Below are 19,302 nucleotides of genomic sequence, written 5' to 3'. Positions count from 1 at the left end.
TTCATTATCAATTCGCTTTAGCCCTGTCAACCGAGTTTCCGGCTGCCGGTTTTGCAATATGTCACTCTACGGGGCTTGACTAACCGCCTTCCTGTGCAAAAATATAAATACATGAATATTTATGCACACGAGGAAACGATGGAGCCTTCCGAACTTGAGCGGGTTGCCCGCCAGATACGCCTGCGAGACCTCCAAGCGGTCTATGAAGCAGGTGCGGGACATATTGGCGGCGAGATGTCTGTGATCGATCTCCTGACCGCGCTGTATTTCCGCGTGCTGCGCGTCTGGCCGGACCAGCCGAAACATCCTGACCGGGACAGGTTCGTGCTTTCGAAGGGACATACGGCATGTGCGCTCTATGTCACGCTTGCGAAGCGCGGGTTCATTCCGGAGGAGGAAATCTCGACCTTCCTGAAACCGCATTCGAGGCTCAATGGCCACCCCAATTGCAACAAGGTGCCGGGCGTCGAAACCAACACTGGTCCTCTCGGCCACGGCCTGCCGGTTGCGGTCGGAATGGCCAAGGCGGCGAAGCTATCGGGCGCCGGCTACCATACCTACGTGATCACCGGCGACGGCGAGATGCAGGAGGGCTCCAACTGGGAGGCGATCATGGCCGCGGCCCAGTTCCGGCTGGATAACCTCACCCTGATTGTCGACCACAATCGTTTCCAGCAGGGCGCGGCACTTTCGGATACGAACGACATCGCGCCGCTTCGCCCGAAGCTCGAAGCCTTTGGCTGGGACGTCAGCGAAATCGACGGCAACAATATGCATGAGGTCGTGCCGGCGCTCGAACATCGAAGCGATCGCCCGCATTGCATCGTGGCCCACACCAACAAGGGACATGGCATCTCTTTCATGCAGGACCGTGTCGACTGGCATCACAAGGTTCCGAGCAAGGAACAGTACGAAGTCGCATTGGCAGAATTGTCGGAGGCACTTTGATGAACGCGCCTGTGAATGCACCCAAGCTCCATGACTGCCGAGACGCTTTCGCATCGACGCTTGAACGCCTTGCCGCGGAGAACGAAACGATTGTCGCCGTCTGCAACGATTCGGTCGGATCTTCGAAGCTCGGCGGCTTCAAGTCCAAGTTTCCCGATCGCCTGGTCAATGTCGGCATCGCCGAGCAGAATATGGTCGGCGTCGGTGCGGGCCTCGCCAATGGCGGGCGCCTCCCCTATGTCTGCGGCGCTTCACCGTTCCTGACGGGCAGATCGCTCGAGCAGATCAAGGCCGACATTTCCTACTCGAATGCCAACGTCAAGCTCGTCGGCATTTCATCCGGAATGGCCTATGGCGAGCTCGGTCCGACCCATCATTCGATCGAGGATTTCGCCTGGACGCGTGTTCTGCCCAATCTTCCCGTGATCGCACCCTGCGACCGCATCGAGACGGCAGCAGCGGTGGAATGGGCGGCAAGCTACAATGGCCCCTGCTTCTTGCGCCTGTCGCGCGTCGGTGTACCCGACCTGCTGCCGGAAGGACACAAGTTCGAGCTTGGAAAAGCCAATCTCCTGCGCGAAGGTTCCGATGTCACGCTCATCGCAAACGGAACGCTGACCCATCGCATGATGAAGGCCGCCGACATCCTTGCGCAACGCGGCATCAAGGCCCGAGTGCTCAATCTCGCCACGGTTCGCCCGATCGACGAGGATGCCATCATTGCGGCCGCCAAGGAAACCGGCGCGATCGTAACGGCGGAAGAGCATTCGATCTTTGGCGGGCTGGGATCGGCCGTGGCCGAAGTTGTGGTCGACAATGCCCCGGTTCCGATGACCCGCCTCGGCGTTCCCGGCATCTACGCGCCGACCGGCTCGGCCGAATTCCTGCTCGACGAATTCGGCATGGCCCCGTCGGCTATTGCAGACGCCGCGCAAGCGCTTATCAAGCGCAAGTAGACCAACAGCCGCATTCGAGCCGGGGCGGATTTCCACCCCGGCGTTGTTGTCAGTGGAGGATATAATGCGGGCCATTCTGGCAATCGACCAGGGGACCACCAATTCCAAGGCAGTGCTGGTCTCTGAGAGCGGTGGCATTGTTGCCAGAGGCTCGGCTCCAGTGGGCATCTCCTATCCACAGCCGGGCTGGGTCGAACAAGATCCGGATCGGATCTATGCATCCGTCCGCGAGGCGATCGGACTCTGCCTGCAGAGCGCGCCAGGCGCGACAATCGAAGCGATAGCAATCTCCAATCAGCGGGAATCCGTCACCATTTGGGATGCCGAAACGGGCAAGGCGCTTGGACCGGTGCTGAGTTGGCAATGCCGGCGCACGGCGCCGGATTGCGAGCGTCTCATCGCCGATGGGCATCTGGAGCGCGTCGAAGCGCTGACCGGCCTTCCTCTCGATCCGATGTTTCCAGGTCCGAAGTTCCGGTGGCTTCTTGACCGGGTCCCGCATGGGCGAAAGGTCCGCATCGGAACGATCGACAGCTGGCTCATTCATTGCCTCACTGGCGGCCGCAAGCATGTCTGCGACGCCTCGAATGCCGCGCGAAGCCAGCTGTTCGACCTCGAGGCCCAAGCCTGGAGCGAGGAGTTGGGCGCGATTTTCGGGGTCGATGTCCGGCTGCTTCCGGACGTGCTCGACAGTTCCGCAGATTTTGGAACCACGAATGGCCTTCCCGGCGTTCCGGATGGCACGCCGATCAGAGCGGCCATCGGTGACAGCCACGCGGCATTGTTCGGCCATGGCGCCTTCAAGCCGGGCGATGGCAAGGCGACCTTCGGGACGGGATCTTCCGTCATGACCACGCTGCCGCGCTTCATCGCGCCGCGCAATGGCATTACCACAACGGTCGCCTGGCGCATTGCCAGACAACCAACTTTCGCGTTCGAAGGCAACATCCTTGTGTGCGCCGCAAGCCTGCCCTGGATGGCCGGTATTCTGGGCCTTCCGGATGTTGCTTCCCTTGTCGACCTTGCGGCGACCGCTGAGCCGGGCGGCCCCGGCTTCGTGCCCGCCTTCGTCGGGCTGGGTGCGCCCTACTGGAATTCCGACGCCCGCGCTCTGTTCTCCCAGATCAATTTCAGCACCACCCGCGCGCAGATGGCCCGCTCGGTCACCGATTCGATCGCACTCCAGGTGCACGACGTGATCACGGCGATGCGGGCACAGAGTGGCGGTAAACTCGGCACGCTTTACGTCGACGGTGGACCGAGCCAGAACCGCTTCCTCATGCAGTGCGTGTCGAACCTGGTGAAACACGCAGTCATTCAGTGCGAGGCACCGGAGGCATCGGCGCTTGGAGCAGCCTATCTTGCAGGTCTTTCGATCGGTCTGTGGCCGAATCTCGATGCTATCACAGCGCTTCCGAGAAACACCGAAGTCATCGAGCCGGAAACCATCGACGGTACGGGCCTCCTGAACAGGTGGAATGATGCGCTGGCCCGCTCGACGTTGCGTACAACTCCGGTTAAAGGTGAATAAAAATTCACCCCGGGATCAACGATGGCTCGCCTTAACGAACTCCGTCTCATCTCAAGAGTTGCCCAGATGTACCATATAGAGGGCAAACGGCAGGCAGATATCGCGCAGCACCTTCGCCTGTCGCAGGCAACCGTATCGCGAATGCTGAAACGGGCTGAAGCGGAAGACATCGTGCGCACAAGCGTCATTCCGCCCGTGGGCACCTATAGCGAACTCGAAGGAGCACTGCGCGAGAAATACGGACTCCCCGAGGCGATTGTCGTCGAATGCACCGAGGACCGGGACGGCGCCATCATGGCCCGGATCGGCGAAGCTGCTGCGCATCTTCTCGAAGTCACACTTGCACCCGGCGAGATCATCGGCGTGTCGAGCTGGAGCCAGACGATCTTCAGGATGGTGGAAAATATTCACCCCCAGAAGAGCGCACAGGCCAAATACGTCGTCCAGACGCTTGGTGGCATGGGTGACCCATCGGTCCAGACGCATGCCACCCAGCTGACCACCCGCCTTGCACGACTGACCGGCGCGGAGCCGAAGCTGCTTCCGGTGCAGGGTGTGACAACCTCGCGCGAGGCCAAACTCCTGATGCAGGCGGATCCGTTCGTGCGGGAGACGATGGATCTCTTCGGCAGCATTACGCTCGCCATCGTCGGGATCGGCGCCGTCGAGCCATCGGAACTGTTGGCGAGGTCCGGCAATATCTTCTCGTCACGGGAGCTTGCCGATCTTGCCGAGGCAGGCGCTGTCGGCGATATATCGTTGCGTTTTTTCAACAAGGACGGCAAGCCCGTTAAGACGCCGCTCGACGAGCGCGTCATCGGCTTCCCGCTTGAAGATCTCGAACGCGTCGATCGGGTCATCGCGCTTGCCGGCGGGGCGAAGAAGACCGCCGCGATTGCCGGCGCCTTGAGGATCGGAGTCATCGATACGCTGATAACGGACAAGTTCAGCGCCGAGCGCCTTATTGAGTCATAGGCGGCCACAACAGCAACAATCTGTCGCTAATTGGAACGCCGCCTACGGGGTTGGCTGCAAAAACATCAGCCGTCGTCAGCTCAGATGTCAACGATGAGGCCTTTGGCCTTCAATACAGCTTCAAGCTTGCTGACTTCGATGACCGATTTCCCCTGCTTGTAGGCTTCGATGTATCCAGCCTCGGCCTCGTCACGAGCCTGCGAGAGCCGGGCGACATCCTGTGCCTCCCCCTGGCGGACGATGACCAGCCCATCAGCGTCACCGATGACGATGTCGCCGGGATTGATGATCTCTCCGCCGACGATGACCGGATCGTTGACCGCCGCGATCGTTTCCTTAACCGTGCCCTTGATGCAGACGCTGAGCGAGAAGACCGGAAATCCGAGCTCTCTCAGCTGCAGCGTGTCGCGCACGCCGGTATCAGTCACCAGTCCGCCGATGCCCTTGGCAAGGCAGGCATTGGCGAGCACATCACCGAAGGAGCCGGCTTCCTCATATTCGCCTGCGGAGACGACGATGATATCGCCAGGTTTGGCGTAGTTGATCGCAAGCTGCAGCATGATGTTGTCGCGCGGCGCGCATTTCACCGTGAATGCCGGGCCGCAAAGCTTCATGCGATAATCCACGGGCTTCAGCCGCGAGGACAGCGCACCACGACGACCTTGAGCCTCATGGATCGTTGCGGGCGAAAATTTGGCGAGCGCGTCGATGTCGGCCTTGCTCGGGCGCTTGGCAATATCTTTGATGTGGGTCACGGAAACCTCCCATGGTTAAGCCGGCGGCGGGCGTGCCCGCCGCCTGCGATCGATGACAATTTTCGGATGGATGATTGGCCGGACTAAGCGGCCTATGGTCAGGGAATCGGGTCGAACTTCAATTCGGTGATCGGCACGACCTTCTCAGTACGGGTCATTTTGTACTCGGTGTTCGGGCCAAGCCATTTCTCCCAGATCTTGTTGATCTCGCCGGCACCGTCGAGCTTGTGGAGGATTTCGTTGATCTTTGCGGTCAGCGCCGGTTGATCCTTTTGCATGCCGATACCGACTGGCTCCAGCAGCATGGGGTCATCGATCATGCGCATCTGCTTGCCCTTCGTCTTGGATTCGTTGACAAGCAACGTCGTCGTCATGGTGTTGGCGACGAGACCGCGCGCCTTGCCCTGCTGAACGGCGAGATAGGCAGACCCGGTATCCTGGAAGGTCAACGGGTCGGACTTGTTGAGTTTGATCGCCAGTTCCGAAGTGGAGCCCTTGGTCGAGGCGAGACGCTTGCCTTCGAAATCGGCCTTCGTCTTGCCGGCGTCATCCGCAGGGACAATCAGCATTTCCTTGGCGATATAATAAGGGTCGCTGAACTGGATCTGCTCTGCGCGGCTCAGCGTATAGGCAAGGTTGGCAACCGTGATGTCGACGCGGCCAAGCTTCACTTCGGGAACACGCGCCTCGACCGAGATCGGCTTGATTTCCGCCTTCACGCCCAGTTCGTTTGCGATCGCCCGGCACAGATCGACGTCGAAGCCGACCATTTCGCGGGTCTTCGGGTCGGGAGAGGAAAACGGCGGCACATCGGCATAGGTCGCGCAGCGAAGCGTCTTTGCCGACATGATGGTATCGAGCTGATCTGCCTTGGCTGGCAGGGCAATGGCGACGCCGGAAAGCGCCAATGTCACGGTGAAGCATTTCCAGTTCATTGCTGTTCTCCTTGTTATTGATTTCAGGTGCTTAGTGGCGCAGATCCGAAAGAAAGCGCTGAGCTCTGGGATGACGGGGGCTCTTGAAAAATTCCTCGGGTGGCGCTGTCTCCAGGATCTCGCCAGCATCGATGAACCAGATCCGGTCGGCCACGTCGCGGGCAAAGCCCATTTCGTGGGTAACGCAGAGCATGGTCATTCCTTCGGCCGCCAGGTTCTTCATGACGCTGAGAACTTCACCGACCATCTCAGGATCAAGCGCGCTCGTCGGCTCGTCGAAGAGCATGACCGGAGGCTCCATTGCGAGGGCGCGGGCGATGGCCACGCGCTGTTGCTGGCCGCCTGAAAGCTGGCCGGGATAGGCATTGGCCTTGTCGGCAAGACCGACGCGATCCAGCAATGCAAGCGCCTTCTCGCGCGCCACTTTCGCCGGCACGCCCTTGACCCGGATTGGTGACATCGAAACGTTGTCGACGACGGACAGATGCGGAAACAGGTTGAAATTCTGAAAGACGAAACCGATCCGGCTGCGCAGCCGATTGAGCTCGGCAGCGCCCATCGCGGCATGAATATTCCTGCCCTCAAAATCTATCGAACCGCTATTGATCTCTTCCAGCCGGTTGATCGTGCGGATCAGCGTCGACTTGCCGGAACCGGATGGTCCGCAAATGACAACGACTTCGCCGCGGCTGACATCGGCATTGATGTTGTTCAACACCTGGTAATGACCGTAGCTCTTGCAGACCTCGCGAAGACGGATCTCCCGAGCGCCGTCCTGCGGTGCGGAAACTGGGATGCTCATAGCTGCTCCGTGAATGTTTTTAAGGGAACGACGTCGCTGCGCAGGCGCATCTTCCTTGGCCCGGCCCGCCGGCGGGCAATTCGCCGTTCGACGCTGTTTGCGACGTGGGTCAGGCTCCAGCAAAGCCCATAGTAGACAACGGCGAGGATGAAGAAGACCTGGAAGGGCTGCGACAGAAGCTGGTTGTTCACCTGGCTTGCCGCAAAGGTCAGGTCCGGCACGTTGATGATGTAGCCAAGCGTCGTGTCCTTGATCGTCGAAACGAAGGTCGAGATCATGCTCGGGATCATGTTGTAGAGCGCCTGCGGCAGGATCACGAAGCGCATCGCGCCGATGTAACTATGGCCAAGCGCCCTGGCGGCATCCATCTGCCCTTGGCCGAGCGAGACGATGCCGGCCCGCACGACCTCGCTTAAGAACGCGCCCTCATAGATCACAAGCGTTACCAGCATGATCAGGAAGCTCGGGACATCCGCCCCCGTCCAAAGCGGAACGATGAAATAGCACCACAGGATCAGCATCAAAAGCGGAACGCCGCGCGTGATATAGACGAGGCCGGTCGCGGGCCATCTGAGGATTGCCCATTTGGAAAGACGGGCCATGGCAAGCAATATGCTGACGGGGAACGCCAGCGCGATGGCGAGTGCTGAAAGGATAAGGGTGTTGGCAAGGCCGCCCAGCGGGCCGTTGGGATACTGGCCGATCAGCAGCAGCAGCCAATAGTCATGGATGATCTTGATGACGTCCTGGATCACGCGCGCGCCCTCCGCATCGGATCGCTGCGCAGCGAGATATATGCGCCGAAGGCCATGATGATGAGGGAGAAGAACAAATAGATGACTGTACCGATCAGGTAGATCTCGAAGGTGCGGAAACTGACATTGTCGATTTCCTTGACGGCATGCGTAAGCTCCGACGCACCGATGACGATTGCGAGACTACTGTTCTTGAACAGCGAAACACTATGATTGATGAGCGGCGGCAGGGCATTGCGCACGCCCTGAGGCATGATGACGAAGCGCATGGCCGAGATGTAGCCATGCCCGAGCGCCTTGGCCGCTTCCATCTGCCCCGGGCTGACCGAGCGCAGGCCGGAGCGCAAATCCTCGCTGAAATAAGCGGCCTGGCACAGTCCCAGCCCTATGATGGCAAAGATTGCCTCGGCGTTGTGGTCGGCGAGCCAGTCGGTGACGCCTTGCGGCATCAGCGTATAGATCCCGAAATACCAGAACATCAGCTGCACCAGCGTCGGCACGTTGCGATGGTATGAGACGTAGGCCTTCACGATCGGATCGCCGATGCGAAGCGGCGAGACCCGGAAGGCAAAGAGCAGGACGGCGAGCGTCATCGCAAGGAGCCAGGAGCCGACATAGATGACGAAGGTCATCTCGATGCCCTGCAAGAGCATCGCGACGTAATCCTGGTTCCTAAGGATGGCCGACAGATCGAACCCGCTCACCGCTTCGCACCTTCCGCATCATAGGTGGCGGCGGAGGTCTCGGGCTTTGCCGTCTGCAGACCGCCCATGACCTGCAATGTCGGCGTGATCTCCATGTGGCCGATATTGACCGCGACCGGCGCCGAAATCGCAAAGGCGATCGCATCCGCGATATCGGCCGCCTGCGGCAACTCGAACCCGTCGATGAAGCGTTCGCGCACGCTCGGGTCATCACCATGGACGTGGTTGAAGATATCGGTCGCGACGCGGCCGGGGCAGATTTCGGTGACGCGAACCCGCTTGCCGAATGCGTCGATGCGCAGCTGGTTCGACAGCATGGCGACGCCGGCCTTGACGGCATGATAGGTGGAATTGCCGCCGAAGTTGTAGTTTCCGGCAATCGACGAGATGTTGATGACGTGTCCGCGGTCGCGAGCGACCATTCCGGGCACGATGAGGCGGCAGATATGCAGAACGGCGCGGAGATTGACATCGATGAGGAGATCGATGTCCTCTTCGTCAGCCTGAAGGAATTTCTTCGGCCGGTCGACACCCGCATTGTTGACCAGAATGTCGAACTGAACCCGGTTCGCAAGATCCGCGATTGCGGCGCGATCCGTCACATCGATGACATGGGCGATGCATCCCGTGCGCTCGGCCAGTTCCTTCAGGGCGCCGGCGCTGCGGGCGATCGCATGCACCTTGATGCCCTCGCGGCAAAGCCGCTCCACCACCGCGGCGCCGATACCGGAGGAGGCGCCGGTGACCAGCGCGGTCTTGTAGTCGGAGAATGGCATTCTGATCCCCTTTTTGTTGGTTTGGACATTAGCGGAGCTTCAACTCCTTGCCTAAGACCGATTACTTTTGGAGTAATAAGCAAGTTTTATGGAGGTCTGCCGGCCGCAGGCGAGCCGGCCTTGGCCGAGGGGCGTCGCGCCACTTTTGCAGCGATCCGCATGGCGTTCCGACATCGGCGCGCGTTGCAAAACAGATGCGCGTCTGCAAACATGCCCCGTAAAGACAGAACAGTACCCAAAGCCATGGATATCAGACGCTTCAAATCCTTCATCGCTATCGTCGATAGCGGCAGCATCACGCGGGCCGCCGATATCCTGCATCTCGCCCAGCCGGCACTCAGCCAGCAATTGGCGGCGCTCGAGGAACATTTCGGCCAGAAACTCCTGATCCGAAGCCAGCAGGGCGTCAGCATGACCGATGCCGGGCATGCGGTTTATCGGCACGCGCAGATCATTCTGCGCCAGATGGAGCAGGCGCAGGCCGATGCTGCCGCAGCCGGCAATTCGCTTGCCGGGCGCGTCTCGGTCGGCCTCGTGCCTTTCAGCAGCGCCGCCACGCTTTCGGTCGATCTCCTGGCGGAAACACGCAAGAGGCACCCCGGAATTCTGCTTCATCTGACGGAGAGCGTCGGTCAGACCTATAGCCAGATGATCATGACCGGCCGGCTGGAAATGGCGTTGATCCACGGCACGGGGCCGATCAAGGGCGTGCGGTTCGAGCCGATCCTGAGGGAGGAATTCTATCTCGTTGCCCATCGCAATTTCGCGATCGACCCGGACCAGAAACCCGTGCCGGTCAGCGCGCTGGACGGCATGCCGATGCTGCTGCCGCCGGCCTACAATTTCGTGCGCCGGGCCGTCGATGCCGCCTTCACGCGCAGCCGCATCAATCTGAAGGTCGTGGCCGAAGTCGAAATCGTGCGAACACTGGCGCGCGCCGTCGGCGGCGGGCTTGGCGCGACCATCATGCCGAAGGCGATTGCCGACCGTATCGTCTCCGAATCGAGCGAACCGCTGGTCTGCCGGCTGATTTCGCCGCGGATCGAGGAAACGCTGTCGCTTTGCACATCCGACCAGAACTCGCTGTCGGAGCCGGCATTCGCGGTCAAGGACATCCTCGTCGAGCTGACCGAGCAGCTGAAATTATAGAGTTTTCCGGCCCGTAGGCCGGGCCGGAAGCACGAGGGATCACCGGTCAGCGCATATCGCGGCAGAACTCGGCGATGCGGGCGCAGCCCTCGCCAAGCTTTTCCATGCTTGTCGCATAGGAGATGCGGAAATAAGGGCTCATACCATAAGCGGAGCCCTGCACTGTCGCGACATGGTGCTCATCGACCAGCGCCATGACGAAATCGACGTCCGTCTCGATCTTGCGACCGCCCTTGGTGGTCTTGCCGATCAGGGTGGACATATTGGGATAGATGTAGAAGGCGCCTTCCGGCTTGTGGCAGCGCAGTCCATCGACCTTCGACAGTTGATCGAGCACGAAGTCGCGTCTGTCCCTGTAGATCGCCGCCCGCTCCTTCAGGAGATCCTGCGGTCCGTCCAGTGCTGCGATCGCCGCTGCCTGCGTGACGGTTGCGATGCCGCCGCTGTTCTGACCGTTGACGTTGCTGATCGCGGCAATCAATTCCTTCGATCCGCTGGCGCAGTATCCCAGGCGCCAGCCGGTCATGGCATAGGCCTTGGAGACGCCGTTCATCGTCAGGACCCGGTCGTAAAGCCTCGGTTCGGCATCGGCTATCGTGCAGAATTCGAACCCGTCATAGACCAGATGCTCATAGATATCGTCGGTCAGGATCCAGACGTTCGGATGGCGCAGCATGACTTCGGCGATCGCGGCCATTTCCGCGCGCGAGCAGGCGGCACCCGTCGGATTGTTCGGAAAATTCAGGAGAAGCCATTTGGTGCGCGGCGTGATCGCAGCCTCGAGGTCTTCCGGACGCAGCTTGAACCCGGCCTGCTCGAAGCAGGGGACGGCGACCGGGACACCACCGGCAAACTTGACGATGTCGGCGTAGCTGACCCAGGACGGCGTGGGAATGACGACCTCGTCGCCTGGATTACAGGTGGCCAGCATCGCATTGAAGATCACCTGCTTGCCGCCGCCGGAAACGACGATCTGGTTTGCATCATAATCGAGATTGTTGTCGCGCTTGAATTTTCTGCTGATTGCAGCCTTCAGCGCTGGTGTGCCATCCATCGGCGGATATTTGGTGTCGCCGCCAAGTGCGGCCGCATGCGCTGCCTCGATCGCATGGGCGGGTGTCGAAAAATCCGGCTCCCCCGAGGAGAGGCTGACAACCTTGATGCCCTTGGCGGCCAGTTCGCGGGCGCGTTGGGTCATGGCGGCGGAGGCGGAGATGGAAACGTTCTTCAGACGATCGGCTGTGGAAGGCATTGGCGTGCTCTTTCAATGGAAAAGAAAAACTTGCTGGCCAGCAACATCAAGATGCGAGTTCGGCCGCAGGCGCCAAGGTGGCGCCGGAAGCCTCGATTTCACTTCGGATGACGCGGGCAAGGTCGAGCGAGCCGGGCGTATCGCTGTGGACGAGGATCGATCGGGCTCGCATTTCAAGCGTGCTGCCGTCGATCGCCTCGACGGTCCCATCCGTCAGAAAGCGACGCACCCGTGTGCGGACCGCGGCCTCGTCCTTGACCAGCGCGCCCGGCAGACCGCGGGCAACGAGCCTGCCGTCGGCATCATAGGCGCGGTCAGCCAGAAACAGCGCCATCGTCTTGAGTTTCGCGCGCCTTGCCGCCTTTTCGATTTCACTGCCTGATGTCACGAAGACGACCAGACGCGGATCGACCGCGGCAATGGCATTCATCATCAGATCGGCGAGCGCTGGATCGCGATTGACCATATTGCCCATCGCCGCATGAAAGCTGAAATGTCCGACACTCATGCCCTCGCTCCTGGCGATCGCGATCAATGCGCCGAGCTGATAGAGCATCTGCTGGCGAAGCTCGTCCGGCTGGAACGGCATCTCGCGCCGGCCGAAACCGGGCCGATCCGGCAGACCCGGATGCGCGCCGATACCCACGCCGTTTTCCTTCGCGAGGCGAACCATGCGCGCCATCGTGTCCGGGTCGCCGCCATGAAAACCGCAGGCGATATTGGCCGATGAGACGATCTTCATCATCGCTTCGTCGTCGCATAGCCGATAGGGACCAAAACCCTCGCCCATGTCGGAATTCAGATCGATCTTCATCGTTTCCTCCCTTGATGCCCCTAGTTGCCGTCAGGCCATTGCCTTCAAGGCACGCTTGACCATTTGCGACGTCCGCCTGACATCCTCGACATAGCGGGCAACGGCCTGCTCCACCGCGCGCGCCTCGGCATGCGTCGAGCGGACGAAACGGAGCCGGGTGCCGATCCGAGCCTGGCCAAGCCGCCACAGATCGCATTCGACGACGCCGGCAATCTTCGGATAGCCACCGGCGGTATTGGCATCGCTCATCTGAATGATCGGCTCGCCGGCCGGCGGGACCTGGATCACGCCAGGCACGACGCCATGCGAGCGCATCTCGACTGTCGCCGTCGGTTTGATCGGTTCGCCGGACAGGCGATAGCCGGTGCGGTCGCTGCTCGACGATATCCTCCAGCTCTGGTTCCAGAAGGCCTCGCCATCGGCGGCAAATAGCTCATGTTCGCCGGCAACGACCGCACGGACGGATAGAACACCGTCGACCGGAGCCGGAAAAACATCCTTTAGCGCCACTGCAGGCTCGACGACGGCAAGACCACCTGCCGGCAGGGGGAGCGCATCGGCGGATGTGCCAAAATCAATCCGGTTGCCGTTGACGAGCGCTCGACCGGCATTGCCGCCGAAGCCGCCACGCAGCGACGTGCTGCGCGAGCCCATGAGAACCGGCACATCCAGCCCTCCACGAAAGACGATGTAAGCGCGCGCTAACCTAGGTGGCTGCTTTAGCTCGAGGATCTGGCCAGGCTCGGCGACGTGGGTGCACCAGGCAATCAGCTCCCGATCGTCCAGCACCGGGCTACCATCCGCGCCCGTGACGGCAAAGACGGCACCCGTTCCGAACCGCAGTTTGAACGGAAAGGTCTGAACCTCTATGGCCGCCGCATCGTCGTCGTTGCCAACAAGGATATTGCCGATCTTCACCGCAAGAGGGTCCATCGCGCCGCTGGCTGTGACGCCGATGTCGCGGTAGCCGGGGCGACCAAGATCCTGGATCGTGTTGAATGGGCCGGTTTCGATGATCTCGATCATAGCTCGATCCTTGCCGGCAGAAAGCGGATGATATCGCCGGGCGCCATCAAAGCCGGCGGCGCGGCAGTCGGATCGAACATCTGCAGTTCCGCGTGGCCGAGCGAATTCCATCCATTCGGACCCGTCAGCATCGCAACCCCCGTCTGCATTCCGCCGATCGTCACGCTGCCCTTCTCCATCCTTAGCGAAGGAACGGTCTTGCGGGGCATGTATATGCGCGGATCGAGCCCGTGCAGGTAACCGAAACCGGGGGCACTTCCCAAGGCAAATACGCGGTAACTCGCCTCATAGTGTATGCGCACGACCTCGCGATCGCTCAAGCCGCAAAAATCGCAGATGGCCGGAAGATCGATTGCATAAGCGCCGCCATAGTGAACCGGGATTTCGATGACTTTTCCCGCGAGGTCCAGGCTCTGGGCATTGTTCCATGCCTCAAGAAGCCGGCCTGTCACCAGCTCGGGATCCTCTGGCGTCTCCCTGAGGATCGCCAGAAGATTGGTCATTCCGGGAATCACTTCTGCTACATCAGTCCAGCCCTTGACCGTTTGCGCCAGAGCCCAGATCCTCCGCTGCGCAGGCAAATCGAATTCGCCAGGTGCTTCGAGCAGGAAAGACCGCGTGCCGATGCAGGAAATCCTTGCCCGGCCCTTGGAAGCAGGAACGATTTCGCGCGGCGATGTGACGGTGTTCGAAGTGGCAATCATGACAGCGGCTCGATTTCGAACAGGGGATCACCGAATCCGACCAGGGTTTCGGGATCTACCGATCGCCTGGCCAGCAAACCGGACCTGCCGGCCGGAATGGGAAGCAGGACGGAACCGACGCGAATAAAACCGATCACATCCTGGCTTGAGACGGTGCGAGGCAGACGCTCGGTTCCGTTGGAATCCGAAGGATGCAAAGGATAGAAGTGGCCCGCCATTGCCGCTTTGACCACCGCCACGGACGTCGCAGGCGCAGGCTGCGCATTTCCTGTCAGGCTGATTTGGGCACCCCCGGCCTTCGAGACCACGATGCGCAGATTGCCATCTGGTCGCGAAATTTCCAGGCCATCGACGCCTGCTGCCGTCAGTGCGTCGGCCAGAGCAGCGATGGTTGACGGATCACTAAAGTCGATCGCGCTCATGCCGCCCTCCTCTGCCGAAGCCATTGTTCCAGATAGTGGATATCCGTCTCACCGCGGGCAAACCCTTCATCCTCCAACAATGTGCGCAGCAGCGGCAGGTTGGTGGAAATCCCCTCTATCCGAGTGGCGGCAAGCGCCTCGCGCATTTTGGCCATCGCTTCTGCTCGTGTAGGCGCATGAACGATCAATTTGGCGATCAGCGAGTCATAATAAGGCGAGACCCGATAGCCGGCATGAATATGGGTATCGACCCGGATTCCCGGCCCTTCCGGCAGGATTAATTCCGAGATCGTACCCGCCGAAGGCAGGAAACTTTCGGGATCCTCGGCGTTGATGCGGCATTCGAAGGAATGGCCAGTACACGCCACATCATCCTGGCGTATTTCCAAGGGGAAACCCTGGGCGACCATTATCTGCGCCTGGACGATATCGATCCCGCTGGTCATCTCGGTGACGGGATGTTCGACCTGCAGGCGCGTGTTCATCTCGATGAAATAGAAGGCACCGTTTTCGTAGAGGAACTCGAAGGTTCCGACGCCACGGTAGCCGATCTGCCGGCAGGCTTGCACGCAGGCCATGCCGACCGGCTTTATCGTTTCCGAAGAAATCCCGGGTGCCGGTGCCTCTTCCACCACCTTCTGATGCCGGCGCTGCATGGAGCAATCGCGATGCCCGAGCCAGACGGCATTGCCATAGGCATCGCAGAGCACCTGAATTTCGATGTGACGCGGATGCTGGAGGAACTTCTCCATGTAGAGCGCCGGGGAACCGAAAGCCTGACGAGCCTCTTCCGATGTCAGGGCGACGGCCTCGTGCAGCTCGCCTGCCTCGAGCACCACCCGCATCCCCCTGCCACCTCCGCCGCCTGCGGCTTTGATGATCACGGGATAGCCGATCTCCTCAGCGATCCGCTCGACCGAAGCCGGATCATCCGGAAGGGAAGTGTCAGGACCGGGCACGCAAGGCACACCAGCAAGGATCATTGCCCGTTTTGCCGATATCTTGTCGCCCATGGTCGCGATCGAGGAGGCTTCGGGGCCGATGAATGCGATGCCGGCTCTCTCGACGGCTTCGGAAAAGGCGGCGTTCTCGGACAGAAACCCGTAGCCGGGATGGATCGCACCTGCCCCGGTCAGTTGCGCGGCAAGGAGGATCGCATTTTGATTGAGATAGCTGCCGGCTGCATTCGAAGGACCGATGCAAAGAAAGGTGTCGGCAGTCTTGCCATAAGGCGCCCGCCTATCGGCTTCGGAGCAGATCGCGACCGTCTTCAACCCGAGTTCGCGGCAAGCGCGCTGAATTCGCGCAGCAATTTCGCCCCGATTGGCAATGAGAACCGTATCGAAACGTCGCCCCGCCTTGTCGAAAGCTTCCGCCATCACGCGATCTCCGCGAGTATGTCGCCCGTCTCAACTTCACCGCCATCTATTTCGGTGAGGTGCCCGATGTGACCGGCCTGGGGGGCTGCGATCTTGTTGAAGACCTTCATCGCTTCGATGATGAAAAGCGTCTGCCCCTCCTCCACCACGTCGCCGATCTTAACGAAAGGCTCCTGTCCAGGTGCTGGCGCCCGGTGCAAGACACCGAAGATCGGCGCTCTCACAACAATGGAGTCCTGCGATTTGCACGAAACATCGCCGCCTTGTTCAGCGCGGCCGGTTGCTACGCTGGCAGGCATCTGCGCTGCAGGGAACGGATCCGTCGGACTGGACGTTCGGAAGATCCGAACCGTGACATCCTTTTCCGTTACCGTGAGTTCGGTAACGTTGGATCGCCCAACAAAATCGATCAGTGTTTTTATCTTCGACAGATCCATGCGAGAACTCGGTATTTCGGAGCACCTCACGCGATCCAACGATGACAGCGTTTGGCTGGCTTCTTCCCTACACGATGGCTCTCACGATGGGGTCAAACGAACTTTTGATGACGCGGCTCTGCAGTCGATGCAGGCAGCTGCAGTTAATCCATTTATCAAGGACTTACGGTAACTTTGTTCATCGGGAACAAAGGTCGTTCGCAACGCTCGGAGTCAAGCCACAGCACCTGGCATGATGTGATCGCCTATGGCAATTCAAAGCTCGAGGCGCTCGACGACCCACAGCTCTATATCATCATCCGGACGCTCGGCGATGAGCGTGCCGTCATGCTCGCCAATCTCTCCTCAGAAACGACAGCCGTCGACGGCGGTGCCTATGCGTCGCCTGGTCTCAAGCTCGTATCGAGCAATTACCATGGCTGCGCCGAGCAGATGGAGGCCATCAAAACCCTACGGCCGTGGGAAGCTTTGATTTTCCTGTCATCTGCGTGATGACGAGCTGAATGAAACGCCGTCGGCAAGCCTCTGATTTCGCCGCCATTCTCCCTTGCTTTGAATATCAGGTCCGATCGTTGCCAAAACCATCGGCAGTTGCATTACAGGCTTGCCCGAGCCAGTCGGAAAAGGCGCGCACCTTCTGGCGGGCTTCGGCCCTTGCCGGCCAAAGCGCATAGTAGCCGTAGCCACTGTCGATGATTCGCTCGAAGGGAGCGACCAGCTCGCCGCTTTCCAGATCCTGCCTGGAAAAGACGAGATCGCCCATCGTTACGCCATAGCCGCTCGCCGCCGCGGTCATGGCGAAATCCTGCGTGTCGAAGACCTGATGACGGGAGGCCTGGAAGGAATAGGCGCCTTCGGCCTGCAGCCACAATGTCCAGTCGCTATGGCGTGGATTGGAGTGCAGGAGAACGCAGTTCTGCAAGTTCTTAACCTCAGGCGGATCGCCGAGCCTGGATAGAAATTGCGGCGAGCACATCGGCGTCAGCTGTTCCCGCAACAGCGGCAGCACATCCATGCCGGGCCAATGGCCATTGCCATAGGTGATCAGCATGTCGATATCGCCGACCGAAAAGGTCGGCCGCAGGAACCAGGCGGTGTCGATGTTGATGTTCAGATCTTCGTGATGGCTATGAAGATCTGGCAGGCGCGGCAGGAACCATTTGCGTGCGAAGGTTGGCGGCATGCGGATCGTTAGGGATCGCACCGTCGTTCGCGTCGCCTCGAACGAGGTCTTCAACGACGCCAGCAGTCCGTCGACGATTGGAATCAGCGCCATGCCGCGTTCCGTCAGCGCCACTTTACGAGTGTGGCGCTCGAACAGGCTGCAGCCGAAATAATGCTCGAGTTGCTGCACCTGCCGGCTGATCGCACTCTGGCTGAGATTGAGCTCTGCCGCCGCCGCCGTGAAGCTGCCCGTTTCCGCGACGACGGAAAATGTCTGCAGCGTCTGCAGCGGCGGCAACCTGTTGTGATCGAACCTCGGCTCCATTCCCTACCCGGCTTCTCCGCTGCTATCTCGAAAAGCAAGCATTAAAGCATGTGCATGGAATGGCAACCGACGGCGCTCAGGCGATCGCGCGGCGCACCGTCTCTATGGCTTCCCGGACCCTTCGCGGCGCCGTGCCGCCCTTGTGATCGCGGCTGGCGACCGAACCTTCGACGGTCAACACCCCGAAGACATCCTCGCGAATGATCGGCGCAAAGGCCTGCATGTCAGCGAGCGAAAGCTCCGAAAGCGTCGGGAGCGCCTTGTCGCGGGCAGCACCGACGATCGCGGCGACCGCATGGTGCGCATCGCGAAACGGCAGGCCGGTGCGAACGAGATAATCGGCAAGATCGGTTGCCGTCGAATAGCCCTGATTGGCGGCCGCAAGCATCCTTGCGTGCTTCACCGTGATCGTCGGGATCATCTGCGCCGTGACGCTGACGGCCGCGCGGACGGTCTCAAGGGTATCCGTGAGCGGCGGCTTCGATTCCTGCTGGTCCTTGTTGAAGGCAAGCGGCTGACTTTTCATCAGCGCCGCCGAAAAAGCGAGATTCCCCATGACGCGGGCGGCCTTGCCGCGCACCAGTTCCGCGAGATCCGGATTGCGCTTCTGTGGCATGATCGACGAGCCGGTGCAGAACTGGTCGCCCACTTCGATGAAATCGAACATCGGCGTGCACCAGAGGATCACTTCCTCGCTGAAGCGCGACAGGTGCCCCATGATGATCGAACCGGCGCTGCAGACGTCGACGACATAGTCTCGGTCGGAAACGGCATCGAGCGAATTGGCAAAGGATGCGGCAAAGCCAAGCTCGGAGGCGCTGTATTCGGGATCGATCGGATAGCCGCTTCCCGCGAGGGCCGCAGCACCAAGCGGGGAAACGTTGAGCCGTTCCCGCGCCGCGCCGACGCGATCGAGATCGCGCAGGAACATTTCGACATAGGCCATGAGATGATGACCGAAGGTGACCGGCTGCGCCACCTGCAGATGGGTGAAGCCGGGCATGATCGCATCGGCATGTTTTTCAGCCAGTTCAACAAAGGCACCGATCAGCGTTTTCAAATCATCGGCCAACAAATCCAGCTGCTCGCGGGCATAGAGGCGAATGTCGGTCGCGACCTGATCGTTGCGCGATCTGGCGGTATGCAGCTTCTTGCCGGCATCGCCGATCAGCGCGATCAGCCGATCCTCGACATTGGTGTGAACGTCTTCGAGCTCCGCCTTCCATTCGAAGGTGCCAGAGCGCATTTCTTCCGCCACCTGGTCGAGGCCGGTCTGGATTTTACCGTTTTCGTCAGCGGTCAGAATGCCGGCGCGGGCAAGCATCTCGGCGTGGACCTTCGATCCGGCGACATCGTGCAGGGCGATGCGTTTGTCCTGGTCAAGGCACTCGTGAAAGCTCTCGAAATCCCTGGAGACCGCCTGCTTGAACAGCGGCGACCATGTGGCTTCTTTCTGATTTCTCATCGCGGTCTTCCCTTTTGAACGAATGCCG

At 60.4% G+C, this 19,302-nt stretch carries 21 protein-coding genes; 6 read left to right on the top strand and 15 right to left on the bottom strand.

What is annotated here, in order from left to right; translation table 11 throughout:
- The first annotated feature begins 138 nt into the window (after window positions 1–138).
- The 4 genes from GA0061100_RS27215 to GA0061100_RS27200 all read left to right on the top strand — a co-directional run bounded on the left by GA0061100_RS27215 (window position 139) and on the right by GA0061100_RS27200 (window position 4,410).
- On the top strand, window positions 139–948 hold the full coding sequence (locus GA0061100_RS27215; RefSeq protein WP_075856083.1) for a transketolase: 810 nt from the start codon (window positions 139–141) through the stop codon (window positions 946–948).
- Window positions 948–1,904, top strand: a complete 957-nt coding sequence (locus tag GA0061100_RS27210; RefSeq protein ID WP_075855983.1) for a transketolase family protein — start codon at window positions 948–950, stop codon at window positions 1,902–1,904. The genes GA0061100_RS27215 and GA0061100_RS27210 overlap by 1 nt, the downstream gene beginning before the upstream one ends.
- Before the next feature lie 64 nt (window positions 1,905–1,968).
- Complete coding sequence (locus GA0061100_RS27205; RefSeq protein WP_075855982.1) at window positions 1,969–3,435, top strand: FGGY family carbohydrate kinase; 1,467 nt, start codon at window positions 1,969–1,971, stop codon at window positions 3,433–3,435.
- Between the two features lie 21 nt (window positions 3,436–3,456).
- Window positions 3,457–4,410 (top strand): sugar-binding transcriptional regulator, encoded by a 954-nt coding sequence (locus GA0061100_RS27200; RefSeq protein ID WP_075855981.1) that lies wholly within the window; start codon window positions 3,457–3,459, stop codon window positions 4,408–4,410.
- Window positions 4,411–4,490: 80 nt separating this feature from the next.
- On the opposite strand, the gene GA0061100_RS27195 is transcribed toward GA0061100_RS27200, so the two are convergent.
- The 6 genes from GA0061100_RS27195 to GA0061100_RS27170 all read right to left on the bottom strand — a co-directional run bounded on the left by GA0061100_RS27195 (window position 4,491) and on the right by GA0061100_RS27170 (window position 9,137).
- Window positions 4,491–5,165 carry a 4-carboxy-4-hydroxy-2-oxoadipate aldolase/oxaloacetate decarboxylase gene (locus GA0061100_RS27195; protein ID WP_075855980.1) on the bottom strand — a complete coding sequence of 225 codons (675 nt, stop codon included), beginning with the start codon at window positions 5,163–5,165 and terminating at the stop codon, window positions 4,491–4,493.
- Window positions 5,166–5,263: 98 nt separating this feature from the next.
- Entirely contained in the window at window positions 5,264–6,100 is an 837-nt protein-coding gene (locus GA0061100_RS27190; RefSeq protein WP_075855979.1) for an ABC transporter substrate-binding protein, read from the bottom strand.
- A 31-nt stretch (window positions 6,101–6,131) separates the two neighbouring features.
- Complete coding sequence (locus GA0061100_RS27185; RefSeq protein ID WP_075855978.1) at window positions 6,132–6,902, bottom strand: amino acid ABC transporter ATP-binding protein; 771 nt, start codon at window positions 6,900–6,902, stop codon at window positions 6,132–6,134.
- Window positions 6,899–7,657: an amino acid ABC transporter permease gene (locus GA0061100_RS27180; protein WP_075855977.1), complete on the bottom strand. Its 759-nt coding sequence runs from the start codon at window positions 7,655–7,657 to the stop codon at window positions 6,899–6,901. The genes GA0061100_RS27185 and GA0061100_RS27180 overlap by 4 nt, the downstream gene beginning before the upstream one ends.
- Window positions 7,654–8,361 carry an amino acid ABC transporter permease gene (locus GA0061100_RS27175; RefSeq protein WP_075855976.1) on the bottom strand — a complete coding sequence of 236 codons (708 nt, stop codon included), beginning with the start codon at window positions 8,359–8,361 and terminating at the stop codon, window positions 7,654–7,656. The genes GA0061100_RS27180 and GA0061100_RS27175 overlap by 4 nt, the downstream gene beginning before the upstream one ends.
- Complete coding sequence (locus GA0061100_RS27170; protein ID WP_075855975.1) at window positions 8,358–9,137, bottom strand: SDR family oxidoreductase; 780 nt, start codon at window positions 9,135–9,137, stop codon at window positions 8,358–8,360. Before GA0061100_RS27170 ends, GA0061100_RS27175 begins: the two co-directional genes overlap by 4 nt.
- A 243-nt stretch (window positions 9,138–9,380) precedes the next feature.
- Here GA0061100_RS27170 and nac point away from each other — a divergent pair, with 243 nt between their 5' ends.
- Window positions 9,381–10,286 (top strand): nitrogen assimilation transcriptional regulator NAC, encoded by a 906-nt coding sequence (gene nac / locus GA0061100_RS27165; protein ID WP_075855974.1) that lies wholly within the window; start codon window positions 9,381–9,383, stop codon window positions 10,284–10,286.
- A gap of 46 nt (window positions 10,287–10,332) precedes the next feature.
- On the opposite strand, the gene GA0061100_RS27160 is transcribed toward nac, so the two are convergent.
- From GA0061100_RS27160 to GA0061100_RS27130, 7 genes are read right to left on the bottom strand one after another with little or no spacing between them, the layout of a single operon-like run.
- Window positions 10,333–11,538, bottom strand: a complete 1,206-nt coding sequence (locus tag GA0061100_RS27160; RefSeq protein WP_075855973.1) for a pyridoxal phosphate-dependent aminotransferase — start codon at window positions 11,536–11,538, stop codon at window positions 10,333–10,335.
- Between the two features lie 46 nt (window positions 11,539–11,584).
- Window positions 11,585–12,352 carry a LamB/YcsF family protein gene (locus GA0061100_RS27155; RefSeq protein ID WP_075855972.1) on the bottom strand — a complete coding sequence of 256 codons (768 nt, stop codon included), beginning with the start codon at window positions 12,350–12,352 and terminating at the stop codon, window positions 11,585–11,587.
- 30 nt (window positions 12,353–12,382) lie between these two features.
- Window positions 12,383–13,378, bottom strand: a complete 996-nt coding sequence (locus tag GA0061100_RS27150; RefSeq protein ID WP_075855971.1) for a 5-oxoprolinase subunit C family protein — start codon at window positions 13,376–13,378, stop codon at window positions 12,383–12,385.
- Complete coding sequence (gene pxpB, locus GA0061100_RS27145; protein ID WP_075855970.1) at window positions 13,375–14,082, bottom strand: 5-oxoprolinase subunit PxpB; 708 nt, start codon at window positions 14,080–14,082, stop codon at window positions 13,375–13,377. The genes GA0061100_RS27150 and pxpB overlap by 4 nt, the downstream gene beginning before the upstream one ends.
- Window positions 14,079–14,504, bottom strand: a complete 426-nt coding sequence (locus GA0061100_RS27140) for an acetyl-CoA carboxylase (protein WP_075855969.1) — start codon at window positions 14,502–14,504, stop codon at window positions 14,079–14,081. Before GA0061100_RS27140 ends, pxpB begins: the two co-directional genes overlap by 4 nt.
- Window positions 14,501–15,883 (bottom strand): acetyl-CoA carboxylase biotin carboxylase subunit, encoded by a 1,383-nt coding sequence (gene accC, locus GA0061100_RS27135; RefSeq protein ID WP_075855968.1) that lies wholly within the window; start codon window positions 15,881–15,883, stop codon window positions 14,501–14,503. Before accC ends, GA0061100_RS27140 begins: the two co-directional genes overlap by 4 nt.
- Window positions 15,883–16,320, bottom strand: coding sequence for an acetyl-CoA carboxylase biotin carboxyl carrier protein (locus tag GA0061100_RS27130; protein WP_075855967.1), 438 nt, complete (start codon window positions 16,318–16,320; stop codon window positions 15,883–15,885). The genes accC and GA0061100_RS27130 overlap by 1 nt, the downstream gene beginning before the upstream one ends.
- A 174-nt stretch (window positions 16,321–16,494) precedes the next feature.
- On the opposite strand from GA0061100_RS27130, the gene GA0061100_RS27125 reads away from it, so the two are divergent.
- The gene (locus tag GA0061100_RS27125; protein ID WP_075855966.1) at window positions 16,495–16,812 is read left to right on the top strand and encodes a hypothetical protein; all 318 of its coding nucleotides are present in this window, start codon (window positions 16,495–16,497) and stop codon (window positions 16,810–16,812) included.
- 67 nt (window positions 16,813–16,879) lie between these two features.
- Here the strand turns inward: GA0061100_RS27125 and GA0061100_RS27120 are convergent, their stop codons facing one another.
- Together GA0061100_RS27120 and argH are read right to left on the bottom strand one after the other, a co-directional pair.
- A complete protein-coding gene (locus GA0061100_RS27120) occupies window positions 16,880–17,809 on the bottom strand; it encodes a LysR substrate-binding domain-containing protein (RefSeq protein ID WP_075855965.1) in 930 nt (309 codons plus the stop codon).
- A gap of 76 nt (window positions 17,810–17,885) precedes the next feature.
- Window positions 17,886–19,274: an argininosuccinate lyase gene (gene argH, locus GA0061100_RS27115; RefSeq protein WP_075855964.1), complete on the bottom strand. Its 1,389-nt coding sequence runs from the start codon at window positions 19,272–19,274 to the stop codon at window positions 17,886–17,888.
- Between the last annotated feature and the right edge of the window lie 28 nt (window positions 19,275–19,302).

The sequence above is a fragment of the Martinezella hainanensis genome, from assembly GCF_900094555.1.
Taxonomy (GTDB): Bacteria; Pseudomonadota; Alphaproteobacteria; order Rhizobiales; family Rhizobiaceae; genus Rhizobium; species Rhizobium hainanense.
This window is presented reverse-complemented; position numbering and strand designations above follow the sequence as displayed.

Coding starts and splice junctions, on each gene's coding strand:
- GA0061100_RS27185 (WP_075855978.1), bottom strand. CDS start 6,902: ATGAGCATCCCAGTTTCCGCACCGCAGGACGGCGCTCGGGAGATCCGT.
- GA0061100_RS27160 (WP_075855973.1), bottom strand. CDS start 11,538: ATGCCTTCCACAGCCGATCGTCTGAAGAACGTTTCCATCTCCGCCTCC.
- argH (WP_075855964.1), bottom strand. CDS start 19,274: ATGAGAAATCAGAAAGAAGCCACATGGTCGCCGCTGTTCAAGCAGGCG.
- pxpB (WP_075855970.1), bottom strand. CDS start 14,082: ATGATTGCCACTTCGAACACCGTCACATCGCCGCGCGAAATCGTTCCT.
- GA0061100_RS27140 (WP_075855969.1), bottom strand. CDS start 14,504: ATGAGCGCGATCGACTTTAGTGATCCGTCAACCATCGCTGCTCTGGCC.
- GA0061100_RS27120 (WP_075855965.1), bottom strand. CDS start 17,809: ATGGAGCCGAGGTTCGATCACAACAGGTTGCCGCCGCTGCAGACGCTG.
- GA0061100_RS27190 (WP_075855979.1), bottom strand. CDS start 6,100: ATGAACTGGAAATGCTTCACCGTGACATTGGCGCTTTCCGGCGTCGCC.
- GA0061100_RS27205 (WP_075855982.1), top strand. CDS start 1,969: ATGCGGGCCATTCTGGCAATCGACCAGGGGACCACCAATTCCAAGGCA.
- GA0061100_RS27155 (WP_075855972.1), bottom strand. CDS start 12,352: ATGAAGATCGATCTGAATTCCGACATGGGCGAGGGTTTTGGTCCCTAT.
- GA0061100_RS27130 (WP_075855967.1), bottom strand. CDS start 16,320: ATGGATCTGTCGAAGATAAAAACACTGATCGATTTTGTTGGGCGATCC.
- GA0061100_RS27210 (WP_075855983.1), top strand. CDS start 948: ATGAACGCGCCTGTGAATGCACCCAAGCTCCATGACTGCCGAGACGCT.
- nac (WP_075855974.1), top strand. CDS start 9,381: ATGGATATCAGACGCTTCAAATCCTTCATCGCTATCGTCGATAGCGGC.
- GA0061100_RS27215 (WP_075856083.1), top strand. CDS start 139: ATGGAGCCTTCCGAACTTGAGCGGGTTGCCCGCCAGATACGCCTGCGA.
- accC (WP_075855968.1), bottom strand. CDS start 15,883: ATGGCGGAAGCTTTCGACAAGGCGGGGCGACGTTTCGATACGGTTCTC.
- GA0061100_RS27150 (WP_075855971.1), bottom strand. CDS start 13,378: ATGATCGAGATCATCGAAACCGGCCCATTCAACACGATCCAGGATCTT.
- GA0061100_RS27170 (WP_075855975.1), bottom strand. CDS start 9,137: ATGCCATTCTCCGACTACAAGACCGCGCTGGTCACCGGCGCCTCCTCC.
- GA0061100_RS27200 (WP_075855981.1), top strand. CDS start 3,457: ATGGCTCGCCTTAACGAACTCCGTCTCATCTCAAGAGTTGCCCAGATG.